12 protein-coding genes and 1 other RNA gene are annotated in these 12,563 nt (G+C 32.9%); 7 read left to right on the top strand and 6 right to left on the bottom strand.

All coding sequences use genetic code 11. The annotated features are described in order from the left end of the window. The coding region (locus VFS71_RS13195) for a glycoside hydrolase family 3 protein (protein ID WP_326401773.1) at positions 1-1,553 on the top strand (1,553 nt) is incomplete at its 5' end. A 65-nt stretch (positions 1,554-1,618) separates the two neighbouring features. On the opposite strand, the gene kdsB is transcribed toward VFS71_RS13195, so the two are convergent. Genes kdsB through VFS71_RS13180 form a run of 3 tightly spaced genes read right to left on the bottom strand, consistent with a single transcriptional unit; the run spans position 1,619 to position 4,690 of the window. After that, positions 1,619-2,347 (bottom strand): 3-deoxy-manno-octulosonate cytidylyltransferase, encoded by a 729-nt coding sequence (kdsB, locus tag VFS71_RS13190; protein ID WP_326401772.1) that lies wholly within the window; start codon positions 2,345-2,347, stop codon positions 1,619-1,621. Between the two features lie 58 nt (positions 2,348-2,405). Further along, the gene (gene ygiD, locus VFS71_RS13185) at positions 2,406-3,239 is read right to left on the bottom strand and encodes a 4,5-DOPA dioxygenase extradiol (protein ID WP_326401771.1); all 834 of its coding nucleotides are present in this window, start codon (positions 3,237-3,239) and stop codon (positions 2,406-2,408) included. Positions 3,240-3,265: 26 nt separating this feature from the next. Next, positions 3,266-4,690: an ATP-dependent DNA helicase gene (locus VFS71_RS13180; protein WP_326401770.1), complete on the bottom strand. Its 1,425-nt coding sequence runs from the start codon at positions 4,688-4,690 to the stop codon at positions 3,266-3,268. A 162-nt stretch (positions 4,691-4,852) separates the two neighbouring features. On the opposite strand from VFS71_RS13180, the gene VFS71_RS13175 reads away from it, so the two are divergent. Both VFS71_RS13175 and VFS71_RS13170 read left to right on the top strand, forming a co-directional pair. Beyond that, entirely contained in the window at positions 4,853-5,665 is an 813-nt protein-coding gene (locus VFS71_RS13175; protein ID WP_326401769.1) for a DUF3822 family protein, read from the top strand. Next, positions 5,662-6,264 (top strand): RsmD family RNA methyltransferase, encoded by a 603-nt coding sequence (locus VFS71_RS13170; protein ID WP_326401768.1) that lies wholly within the window; start codon positions 5,662-5,664, stop codon positions 6,262-6,264. The genes VFS71_RS13175 and VFS71_RS13170 overlap by 4 nt, the downstream gene beginning before the upstream one ends. Positions 6,265-6,324: 60 nt before the next feature. Here VFS71_RS13170 and VFS71_RS13165 read toward each other — a convergent pair whose 3' ends face one another. Further along, on the bottom strand, positions 6,325-8,442 hold the full coding sequence (locus VFS71_RS13165) for an outer membrane beta-barrel family protein (protein ID WP_326401767.1): 2,118 nt from the start codon (positions 8,440-8,442) through the stop codon (positions 6,325-6,327). Positions 8,443-8,583: 141 nt separating this feature from the next. Here VFS71_RS13165 and VFS71_RS13160 point away from each other — a divergent pair, with 141 nt between their 5' ends. Then, entirely contained in the window at positions 8,584-9,942 is a 1,359-nt protein-coding gene (locus VFS71_RS13160) for a HAMP domain-containing sensor histidine kinase (protein ID WP_326401766.1), read from the top strand. A gap of 10 nt (positions 9,943-9,952) precedes the next feature. Beyond that, entirely contained in the window at positions 9,953-10,642 is a 690-nt protein-coding gene (locus VFS71_RS13155; RefSeq protein WP_326401765.1) for a response regulator transcription factor, read from the top strand. Between the two features lie 9 nt (positions 10,643-10,651). On the opposite strand, the gene VFS71_RS13150 is transcribed toward VFS71_RS13155, so the two are convergent. Then, positions 10,652-11,071 (bottom strand): DoxX family protein, encoded by a 420-nt coding sequence (locus tag VFS71_RS13150; protein WP_326401764.1) that lies wholly within the window; start codon positions 11,069-11,071, stop codon positions 10,652-10,654. 41 nt (positions 11,072-11,112) lie between these two features. Then, an RNA gene (gene rnpB / locus VFS71_RS13145) (RNase P RNA component class A) lies at positions 11,113-11,436 on the bottom strand. Between the two features lie 119 nt (positions 11,437-11,555). Between rnpB and VFS71_RS13140 the strand changes: the two genes are divergently transcribed. Together VFS71_RS13140 and VFS71_RS13135 are read left to right on the top strand one after the other, a co-directional pair. After that, positions 11,556-11,858: a hypothetical protein gene (locus VFS71_RS13140; protein WP_326401762.1), complete on the top strand. Its 303-nt coding sequence runs from the start codon at positions 11,556-11,558 to the stop codon at positions 11,856-11,858. 66 nt (positions 11,859-11,924) lie between these two features. Beyond that, positions 11,925-12,563, top strand: a 639-nt coding sequence (locus VFS71_RS13135) for an SAM-dependent methyltransferase (RefSeq protein ID WP_326401760.1), incomplete at its 3' end; no start/stop codon positions are given.

Genomic DNA, 12,563 nt, shown 5'->3' with positions numbered 1-12,563 from the left:
ATTTTAATTATTGGCAAGCTCCAGGTGTAAAAGAATTGGCAATGGGTTATAATGCCATTCAAAAGGTAGCTGAAGAATCCAGACTTGGAATTCCTGTAACCATTGCATCAGATCCACGTCATTATTTCAGCAATAATGTATTTGCGATGGAAGCTAATGGTTTTTCTCAGTGGCCAGAACAGTTGGGTTTTGCTGCAATAAACGATCCAGTATTGACTCAAAAATTTGGAGATATTGCCCGCCAAGAATATCTAGCAGTTGGAATCCGTGAAGCTTTGCATCCCATGGCGGATTTGGCAACAGAACCACGCTGGCCTCGTGTAAGTGGGACTTTTGGTGAAGATGCAAATATATCTGCCCGAATGATTGAAGCCTATATTTTAGGATTTCAGGGGAAAAAATTGGGGAATACGAGTGTAGCTTGTATGACTAAACATTTCTCAGGTGGCGGTCCTCAAAAAGAAGGTTTGGATCCTCATTTTCAATATCAAAAAGGACAGGTGTATCCGGGTAAAAATTTCAATTATCATTTAATACCTTTTGAAGCCGCATTCAAAGCTAATACCGCTTCTATTATGCCATACTATGGAGTACCAACAGACCAAACTTCAGAAAATGTTGGGTTCTCATATAATAAAGATATTATAACAAAATTACTTCGCGAAAAATACAAATTTGATGGAGTTGTTTGTACTGATTGGGGCTTAGTTTCAGATACACACATGGGAGCTGTAATATGGCCTGCAAGAGCTTGGGGAGTTGAAAATCTTAGTGAAATTGAAAGAGTAAAAAAGATAATTGATGCTGGTTGTGATCAATTTGGTGGAGAGAATTGCCCTCAATATATTGTGCAATTAGTTAAAGAAGGAAAAATTAAAGAATCAAGAATTGATCAATCAGTTCGAAGATTACTACGCCAAAAATTCATTTTGGGTTTGTTTGATAATCCGTACGTTGATGTTGACAATGCAACCAAAATTGTTGGTCGTGCCGATTTTAAAAAATTGGGAGAGTATACCCAACGTCGCTCCATGACATTATTGAAAAACGATTTAAAACTTCCTTTGTCTGTATCAAATAAATTAAAGATTTATGTAAAAAATGTAGATCCCAAAATTGCTTCACAATACGGTATTATTGTTGCTTTACCTGAGCAAGCAGATATTGCGATAATCCGTTTAAATACGCCTTGGGTTCCTCTTGAAACGGACAATCCGTTTGCCAAAGGATTTCATCATGGCGACTTGGATTTTAAAGGTAAGGATTTAGAAGATGTTTTGACTCTTTGCAAAACTGTACCAACTATAGTGGATATTTACTTGGACCGCCCTGCTGTATTTCCAGAAATAAATAGTTCTGCAAAAGCTGTTTTCGGCAATTATGGAGCAAGTGATGCGGCACTTTTGGATGTTATTTTTGGCATTGCCAAGCCAGAAGGGAAATTACCTTTTGAATTACCTTCATCAATGGAGGCTGTTAGAAATCAAAAAGAAGATGTTCCTTATGATTCAAAAGATCCTTTGTATACTTTTGGATTTGGTTTACACTATTAATTTGTTTACAAAAAATAAAATTCCCGATTCAAAGGATCTAATGTAATCCTTGAATCGGGAATTTTTTATGCTATCATTTTTCGAGCTTTTTCTAAATCTTCTGCAGTGTCGATTCCAATTCCAACGTGTGAAGTCTCTACCATTTTGATGCGCTTTCCAAATTCTAAGTAACGTAATTGTTCCAATTTTTCGGATGCCTCCAATGATTTCATTGGTAAACTGTAAAAATCCAAAAGAGCCTGTTTTCTAAAAGCATAAATACCGATATGCTGCATATAACGAACGCCTACATTTTTCTCTCTCGGATAAGGAATCACCGAACGGGAAAAGTACAATGCAAATCCATTTTGATCAACAACAACTTTTACATTATTGGGATTATTGATTTCGTCCTCGTTTTTTATCTCTCTCATCAAAGAAGCCAAATCAACTTGTTTAGAAGTGTCGTTTCTAAAAACTTCGATCACTTTAGCTAAAGGATCTTTGTCAATAAATGGCTCGTCTCCTTGCACATTGATAACAATGTCCACATCTAGATTTTCTACTGCTTCGGCAATACGATCACTCCCCGATTCGTGTTCTTTGATGCTTCGGATGGCTTTTCCGCCATTGGAAACAATTTCATCAAAAATCAAATCTGAATCGGTTACCACAAAGACATCATCAAACAATTGAGTATTTATGGCTGCTTCATAGGTTCTTAAAATTACCGTTTTACCTCCCAAATCCTGCATCAGTTTTGCTGGAAATCGTGTGGAAGCGTAACGGGCGGGAATGACTGCTATTATTTTCATTTTTATTTATTCTTCAATTTTTATTTAGTTTTCAAATATATGTTTTTATAATCTAAAACTAATTTGAAATCTTGACCGAAGTCATACTCAACGAACCTGCTACCAGCTTGTCATTAAATAAACTTAATTCTTCCGATTTTCCTTTTAATCCCAAAGTATAAATCAAGGGCAAATAATGATCTGGTGTAGGAATAGCAAGTTGAAAAGCTTTGCTCTGTTTTTCAAAATCAATTAGCGGTTGGAAATTACCATCGAGTAAATAATCGTTTATATCGGCTCTAGCTTCTACGGCCCAATCGTAGCCGTAATTATCGGTATTTATATTTCTAAAATCGACCATTCTTAAATTATGAATGATATTTCCGCTACCAACAATCAGGATTCCTTTGCTACGCAAGGCGCTAAGTTTTTGTGCCAAATCAAAATGGTATTGACCAGATTTTGTATAATCAATACTCATCTGAATTACAGGGATATCGGCATCGGGATATAAATGTTTAATTACACTCCAAGCGCCATGGTCCAAACCCCAATGCTGGTCTAATTCTACAGCCGTTGGCGATAATAAGTCTTGGGTAACTGTTGCTAATTCAGGACTTCCTTTGGCGGGATATTGTACATCAAATAATTCTTGTGGAAAACCTCCAAAATCATGAATTGTTCTTGGCATTTCCATAGCAGTTACTTTGGTTCCGCTGGTAAACCAGTGTGCCGAAATACACAAAATTGCATTAGGTTTGGGCAACGTTTTAGCCAAATTTCTAAAACCGGTCACAAACTGGTTTTCTTCAATGGCATTCATTGGGCTTCCGTGTCCCAAGAATAAAACTGGCATTTTTTCGGTATTCGAAAATGATCCTGATATTTTATGTAAGTCATTTAGTGTGTTCATAATAAAAAGATTTAACCATTAAGAAATCATTCCACAAAACTTTCATCCTTGAAGCCTATCAAATATAGTTTATTTTTGGCTCTTGTCATAGCGGTGTACAACCATCGGATGTAATCTTTGTCAATACCATTTGGTAAATATGGCTGTTCAATAAAGACAGTATTCCATTGCCCTCCCTGAGATTTATGGCAAGTAATAGCATACGAGAATTTGACTTGCAGTGCATTGAAATATTCGTTTTCTTTTACTTTTTGGAACTTTTTATACTTTGTGGTTTCGCTTTCATAATCCAGCATCACCTCTTGATACAAGCGATTCGATTCCTCAAATGTCAATGAAGGCGATTCACTTTTTATGGTATCCATCAAAAGCACTGTTTCAAAGGGTTTCTGATCGGGATAATCAATCATTCGGATTTTTACTTTTGCAAATTTAAAACCGTATAATTCCTTTATGCCGAACATCTCCAAAATTTCAATTATATCACCATTGGCAATAAACCCAGCTTCATCCGAATCCTTTAGCCAAAAATAATTATTCTTCACCACCATAAGGAAATCACCTGTTGACAATTCACTTTCTTTATCGAGAATTTTGGTTCTAATTTGCTCATTATATTGATTCGCCCTTTTATTGGAACGAACAATAAAAGCGGTATCTTCTATGCTAAAATTGCTGTAAGCAGAATGAATTGCATCCTGAATATCGTATCCATCAACCAAACGGACAATGTCTTTAAATTTCCGAACATTGAATTTAAATTCGGTTATAAAAGTATCCTTCAATAATTCCCTCAATTCAGTCGCATTATGCAAAATTCCTGAGTTTTCTTCCTGACGCATTACTTCATCAAGCTCAATGTACTCAACCTCTTTGTTGTAATTTATGCTAAGCGTATGAATATCCAAAGCCGGGCTTATGTCCAAATTCACAGGTGGCAGCTGAGCCGTATCTCCCAATAAAATCATTTTGCAGTTGGTTCCTGAATACACATAGGAAATCAAATCATCAAGCAAAGATCCGTTTTCATACAATTTGGAATCCGAATTAGTGTCTGAAATCATCGATGCTTCATCGACAATGAAAACCGTATTTTTATGTTTATTCTGCTGTAAAGTAAACGAAACACCTCCGCCGGAATTCTTCTTCGGAAAATAGATTTTTTTATGGATTGTAAAAGCCGGTTTATTCGAATAATTGGCAATTACCTTGGCCGCGCGTCCAGTTGGAGCCAGCAAAACATACTTTTTATTAATCTCCAACAAACTATTTACGATAGTAGAAATAACAGTCGTTTTTCCAGTTCCTGCATATCCTTTCAGCACAAAAATCGTCTCATTTTGAATATCGGTCAAAAAAATGGCGATTTTTTGAAAAAAAATGTCCTGATTATACGTAGGTTGAAAAGGAAATTTTCTTTGTAAATGGCTGTAAAATGAGGAGGAATTCATTGGGTGTATTTTGATTGCAAAGTAAGGCAAAAAAGGTTGAAAGTTTACGAGTTTAGAAGTTTAGATTTGAAGCATTGATTGTAAAGCGTCTAAACTAATAAACACTCTACTCTTCTAAACAATAAATAAAAATTGTAAGTTTGCAATGTTGAATAAAATACTATGAACACCAATATAACAGATAAAAAATACAAAAAGCTTTCCATTCAGGTTTCACTGACTGGGCTTTCTTTTTGTTGTTTTGATACGCTTCATAATACGATTGTATCTATAAATGAAATCCATTTTGATACTTTTCATAAATCGACAAAAATTGAGGAATTGTTTTCGGATGCTTTCTGTAATTATCCGGAACTGAATGACAGTTACGATGAAATTCAAGTCATTCATAATAACAACCTTTCAACATTTGTTCCCACTGCCCTATTCGACGAGAATTTTTTAGGCAGTTATTTGCAATACAACACCAAAGTTTTTGAAACCGACTTTTTTGCATTTGATGAAATCACAAACTATCAGATGAATGCGGTTTACATACCTTATGTGAATATCAATAACTTTTTTATAGATCAATTCGGTACTTTCGATTATAAGCATGCAAATAGTATCTTAGTTTCAAAGCTTTTGGATGCATCCAAAAATAATGACAATAAGAAAATGATTGTCCATTTTAATCCTGGTCATTTTGAAATAATTGTAATTCAGAATCAAAAATTACTTTTGTTTAATTCATTTGAATATAAAACGCCAGAGGATTTTATTTACTATCTGCTTTTTACAGCTGAACAATTAAATATAAATCCAGAAAGTTTCCAATTGGAATTATTAGGAGCCATTTCTGAAGAAGATGATTTTTATAAAATCGCTTTCAAATACATTCGCTATGTATCTTTCTTTAATGTAACTGATTTGCAAAAAAGCAATTCCTTTTCAACCGCACAAAATCAGCAACATTTTATACTTTTTAACTCATGAGAATCATATCCGGAAAATACAAAGGAAGACGCATTTCTCCACCAAAAGGACTCCCCGTTCGACCTACCACTGATATGTCCAAAGAAGCATTATTCAATGTTTTGAATAATCATTTCAGCTTTGACGGCTTAAAAGTATTGGATCTGTTTGCCGGAACAGGTAATATTAGTTATGAGTTTGCTTCCCGTGGGAGTACTCCAATCACATCAGTTGATGCCGATTTTGGTTGTGTGAAATTCATCAAACAAGTGGCAGCTGAGTATGATTTTAATATTGCAGCTACCAAAAGTGATGTTTTCTCTTTTTTGGAAAAAAACAAAACTTCTTACGATATTATTTTTGCAGATCCTCCTTATGGTTTAGATCAAAAAACATTCGAAAAAGTTGTTTTATTGGTTTTTGAAAAAGAATTACTCAATGAAGAAGGCATGATGATTATCGAGCATTCCAAATACACAAAACTAGATCATATGACCAATTTTTCTTTTCAGAAAAGCTATGGTGGTTCTATTTTTAGTTTTTTTGAATTGGAAACTGCCGAAGAAGAAGAAATAAACGATGAGTCAACTCTAAGAGACACAGAAGAAGATGAAGGTTAATAAATCAAAACATTTTATATAATTAAAGCCCTTGTAGTTGCAAGGGCTTTTTTATGAGGTCTATCGAATCCTATTAGAATTATCATCAATATTTTTTTCCTTAAACTCGGCCGATTTTATTTTACCAAATGAATATTTAACAGCTATCGAAAATTCATGTGCATCGACCAAATATCTGGCTTTTGAACTGATGTCATTTATAGTAAATCTTTCTTCATATATTGTATTGCTAAAAATATCATTATAACTTAAAGTGCAATTCCAATTGGTAAAAAATGTTTTTGAAATACCTAAATCCATGATGAACATCGCTTTTCTTTCAAATACTCCTTCCCTTTGTTTCGTTAATCCCCAAGTTGTCAATGAAAATGTATATCCTTTGGGAAATTTAAACTCATTATTCGAATAATAATATAAATACGGTTTTGATGCCATAAATTGCGCCGAATCATCTTCTATTTTATTCAATATAAAACTTAAACTATTGGTAGAGGTCCAAATTTTATAAGTAAAAGGCAAAGTAAATTCTAAATTAAATCCTGATTCTTTGTCAAAATTAGTTTCTTTAAAAATCAATATATCGTTCTTGCTGTCAAACACAAAACTGCTATATACTGGGTCTGTATTTTTATAATAACTTAGTTTTACGGATTTGTCATGATATTGAAAACTAGACGAAACCTGATTATTAATTATTGGATTTAAATTGATATTTCTGGAATATAAAAAATACGGATTTATATAAGTGACTCCTTGACTTGTTGAGGAATAATTGGGCCTCGAAATACTTTTTGAATAATTTAAGGTTATTGATTTTGTACTGTCTATTGGAATATCAAACTGTACTTTCGGAAATAAATCGGTATAATTCTTGTCGATTAAGGGTGCGTCATCTGTCTTGAATTTTCCAACAATATCTGTGTTTTCAACTCTGATACCTACAGAATAGCCTATCTTTTTTATACTTCCAGACAATTGGGTATATCCTGCGCTGTTTTTCTCTTCAAAATTGTAATTTGAAATGATTGTATTATTGGTGTCATAATTAGAAATGGCAAAATCAGTTTTAGCATCTGCAGATAAATATAGTCCCCCAACTTCCAGTTTCATTTCATTTTTAAATTTCTTTTCTAGGTCAGCCCTGCCTGAAAAAACACCAACATTAAATTTTTGATCACTGTTTTGTGCCAATTCAAATTGAGTGTCATTAAAATTATTCTGAGCCAACGACTTTGAATCTTGATCAAAATTAGAATATTGAAAACCAGTAAACAATTGTGTATCAATTGATTTTATTTTCTTAGAATAATTAACAAAAGAGTTTATAAAGTTCTTTTGGCTTTTATTATCACTGTGCGTTACAACATTATTTTCGACATCTCCATTTTTGTTATAAGTTGATGTGTTTATATCAAAAGGTTCACTTTGCAGTTTGCTGTTCATGCTAATTGAGAAATAATCTTCCTCATTGATTTTATAAAACAGGCCTCCTCCAAAAATAAACTGCTTTCTTTTAGTATTTGCGGTTGCGACATTATAATTCGAAATTATATTCGCATCTGGAATTTGATAATCAATCCTATGGCTTTCCCAAGGACTTAATTTGTTGTAATTAAAATTAGCTTTCCATTCCAATTTATTCTTTTTGAAACTCGAATTTATTCCCAGATAATTATTGAATTCTTTTTTGAAAGAAGCCACTTCGGATAAAGTGGTTTGTGAACCTTCCTTTTTGCTGAACTTTCGAGTTATCAAAATAACGGCTCTTCCTTCGGCTTCATATTTAGAAGATGGATTATTAATGATTTCGATGGTTTTAATGTCATCTACAGACAAAGCATTCAAATCATTCATACCTACTTTTTGATTGTCGATATAAATCAATGGATTTCCCTTTCCTACAACCGTAATAATCTCCTTGTCGGCGCTGATAGTAATATTGGGTAATTTAGAAAGCAAGTCAATTGTATTAGGAGTTGTATTCAGAATCGAATTGGCTACATCAACTTTGATATTCCCATTTTTGTTGGAGAACATTTTTTTTTCTTTGGAGACAATTACTTCGGTTAATTTATTGGAAATACTGTCATTTTCTGTAGTATTTTGTCCATAACCAAATCCTGAAATAACAAGGCAAATGGTGATAAATGCATTTTGAAATCCTAATTTTTTTTTCATTTATAATAGTAAATTTTATGATTTTGAAACACTGCAAAAATGAATCTAAATACGCACTCTATAAGTTAATCGAAGGTTAATGCGGAGTTAATGGTTAATTTGAATAATAAAAGAATTATTTTTGAATTCAATTTTCAACAAATGAAACAAAGAATCAATTTACTAATCGTGTTTTCTATAGTTGCTCTGATTACCTTGTCGGTTGTGCAATGCTACTTGGTAAAAACTACTTATGATTATAAAGTGGCTCAATTTCATACCGAAATCAAAGATAAAATTGCTCTAATAACAAATGATTACAGCGATATTGACTCGGCTTATGTCAATAAAAAAGAGTTGTTGTATAAAAAATTGGCACAAAATTATATTTTAAACAAAAAGCCAAAATTCGAGATTGAAAGTACTTTACCAGATCATGAATCAGGAAGTGAATTAACCCGAAAACTGCAACTTAAATTTAAACGTGAATTCCCTGATATTTCAATAAATTTTGCCATCGTTCTCAACAAGTTTGTCATTTATAACAGTCATAAAAAAGCCGATACCATTTTTTCGGAAAGACCAATTATAAAAAATAAAATATATGGCGATTTGTCAACACTGAACAGCGCTTTTTTAGTTCGAAATTATGTAAGTACAACAAGTGGTTCTTCAATATTACAGGATTATAAATTGCTCACGGAAGACTCTATGTATGTTTCTGTGATCGATTGGGAAATGATCATTTTCGAAAGAATGAAAATGGTTTTATTATTGTCACTACTATCCATTTTAACGTTAATTACTCTTTTTGTAATTGCCATAAAAGCACTTATCAAACAAAAAAAAGTAAGTGATGTCAAAACTGATTTTATCAATAATATAACCCATGAACTTAAGACTCCTTTGACAACGTTGGGAATCTCCACAAAAATATTGGAGCGAAAAGACATTCGGGAAAATGAACAGCAATTCAACTCGATTCTGAATACGATTTCACGTCAAAATAATCGTTTGCAAAGCTTAATTGACCAAGTAGTGGCTAATTCATTGGGTGAAAATGAAATCGAATTACAAAAAGAGAAAATCGATGCAGAATCATTTTTGAATGCTATTGTTGCTGATTTTAGGATTACGTATCCAAAAGTGACTATTGAAATTCAATTTAATACTAGAGAAACATCTTTGATTTTGGATAAATTTTATTTGACCACAGCCATTTTAAATGTACTCGAAAATGCCGTGAAATATGGCAGTAATACTATTACTATCAAAACAGAATTAATAAAAAATCAATTCAATATCAGTATTAAAGATAACGGAATTGGAATTTCAAAAAGCAAACATTCCTTATTGTTTGATAAATTCTACAGAGTCGAACAAGGTAATCTGCATAATGTAAAAGGATTAGGATTAGGTCTTTATTATGTCAACCAAATCATAAAAGCACATCAAGGTTCCATTGCTGTTATGAGTGATTTAGGTAGAGGATCGGTATTTACAATCATGTTTAAAGTCTAATAATTTGTCATTGAAAAAAGTACTTTTAGCCGAAGATGATGCTGATTTTGCAAGTGTTCTAAAACAATATTTAGAGCTATACCAATACGATATCACTTGGGCAGAAAACGGAGAAGAAGCATTGAATATCTTCCAAACTCAAAATTTCGACATTTGTGTTTTTGACGTCATGATGCCTAAAATGGACGGTTTTACCCTTGCCGAGAAAATCATCAGAATCAATCCCGAAGTTCCTTTTGTTTTCTTAACTGCAAGAAAGTTAAAGGAGGACAAAATCATTGGACTAAAATTGGGTGCGGATGATTATATCGTAAAGCCTTTTGAGGCTGATGAACTTGTTTTAAGGCTAAACAATATTTTAAAAAGAAGCAAACAAAAACAGACTCAATTACCAATACTTGATGAATTACAAATTGGCGCTTATTTATTTGATACTAAACGTTTGTCTCTAAAAAATGATTCTACGACACAACAACTTACTGAAAAAGAAGCAGCCCTAATCCATTTTTTCTTTACACATAAAAATCAAATGGTAAAACGGGAACAGATCTTGAAAACAATTTGGGGTAGTGACGATTTCTTTTCAGGAAGAAGTATGGATGTATACATCAGTAAAATTCGAAAGTATTTCAAAAATGACTCTCGAATAAGCATTGAAAGCGTTCGGAATATTGGATTGGAATTTAAAATCGATAATTAAAAGGAAACTTTAAACTTTTGCTTTTTCAAAAAAGTTTACCTTTTCATTTTTCGTAGAAGCAATAACAATCAATCCCAAAATTAACGCACAGCTGTATTCCATTCCTCCTGCGCCATGCTCACCAACCCACCAGCCATTTTCATAATGAATAATAATATTTCCCATTATTAGCATTAAAATAAATCCAAGAGATAAATACTTTGTCCAATAACCAAAGGCCAATGCGATTCCTCCAATAATTTCATAAATAGTGATTCCCCAAACCATTGCAGATGTTGCAAAGAATCCTTTATTAGATAAAAAACCAGCAAATCGTTCTATTGTTCCGTTTGCAATTCTTGTAACTGCATGGGCTGTAAAAAACAACGGAAGTGTTATTCTAAAAAGCAAAAGTGACTGTGATGAGGATAAAAAAGGAAAATTTTTCATGTTTTTTTTACTAAAATAATAAAAAAACATGAAAAATTGTAAAAAAATGCAGACCTATAAGCCGGATTCTGTTCTCATTATTACTAATGATACCTTATCATTTATCTAGATCCAGCATTACTGCTGGACTCAAGCTATCTACCCTTCAACAACGGACGAGAAGCCCTTAAATGCTGATATACTTGATATTTCACCGCATAGAGTTTACCTGGTTTCACTACAGCATTACCTGTACATACTTTCTGTTGCACTTGTCCTAATCCCGATAAATCGGAACCGACGGGTGTTACCCGCTATGCTTCTCTGTGGTGTCCGGACTTTCCTCCCTCCCGATTAAACGAGACGACGATAAGGCGGTCTGCGGTGCAAATCTACAACATTAATCAAGGTTTATCAAGAATAGCTCTTTCACTTTAACATCCTATTCATAATCTATTAAAAACAAAATAGTTATCTTTAATATTAATTATTAATTTTTGTTATTATGAAACCAACTTATCATTATACTACTGTTTTGGAAGCCTTAAATGATTTAAAAGAAAAAGGTTTTACTCATGATTTTAATCTTCATACCGAAGCCATTAAAGCAACCCCAAATGAATATTCAGTGCAACATGTATATCGTTATGAAGGAGACTCTGATCCAGATGAAGAATCTGTTGTTTATGGTATAATTTCCATTTCAGGTAAAAAGGGTGTTTTTGTAGCTGGTTTTTCTGCAAATTCAGACAATGAGGCTGCAGATATTTTAGAAAAATTATCCATAGAAAGCAGTAGACAATCATAGATTTGGTATTTCCATTATTTTTTTGAATAAGAAAAACTTCAAAATTATTATTTAAATCAGATGTCTTTGTCAGATATAATAATGCAACGGATTCATCAAGAAGGCCCAATATCGTTTCGGGATTTTATGGAGATGGCTTTATATTACCCCGATTTAGGATATTATACTTCTTCTCGAACTAAGATTGGTGCAGACGGTGATTTTTATACCAGCGCTTATCTTTCTGATGCCTTTGGAGCGATGATTGGTCGCCAAATTGAAGAAATGTGGCAAAATTTAGAAAGGAAACCCATAAAAATTGTCGAATATGGGGCAGGAACTGGTCTATTATGTCACGATATTTTAGATTATCTTAAAAACAACAATCCTGAACTTTACGAAGTTTTGTCCTATTGCATTATCGAAAAAAGCCCTGGTATGCAAGAAAGAGAAAAAATGTTCTTGAAAGAAAAAGTAAATTGGTACGAATCTATTCGGGAAATTCCAGAGATCAATGGCTGTGTTTTATCAAATGAAGTAGTCGATAATTTCTCAGTGTATCAAGTAGTTATGGAAGATCAATTAATGGAAGTTTTTGTGGACTATTTAGATGGTTTTATCGAAATTTTAAAACCTGCTAATAAGGAACTCATTGATTATTTCAAAATGTTGAATGTAGAATTGCCAAAAAGATTCAGAACAGAAATAAATTTAGAAGCCCGATCT

It is taken from the genome of Flavobacterium sp., assembly GCF_035760125.1.
GTDB lineage: Bacteria > Bacteroidota > Bacteroidia > Flavobacteriales > Flavobacteriaceae > Flavobacterium.
The sequence above is the reverse complement of the archived record's forward strand: the minus strand, read 5'-3'. Positions and strand labels throughout refer to the sequence as shown.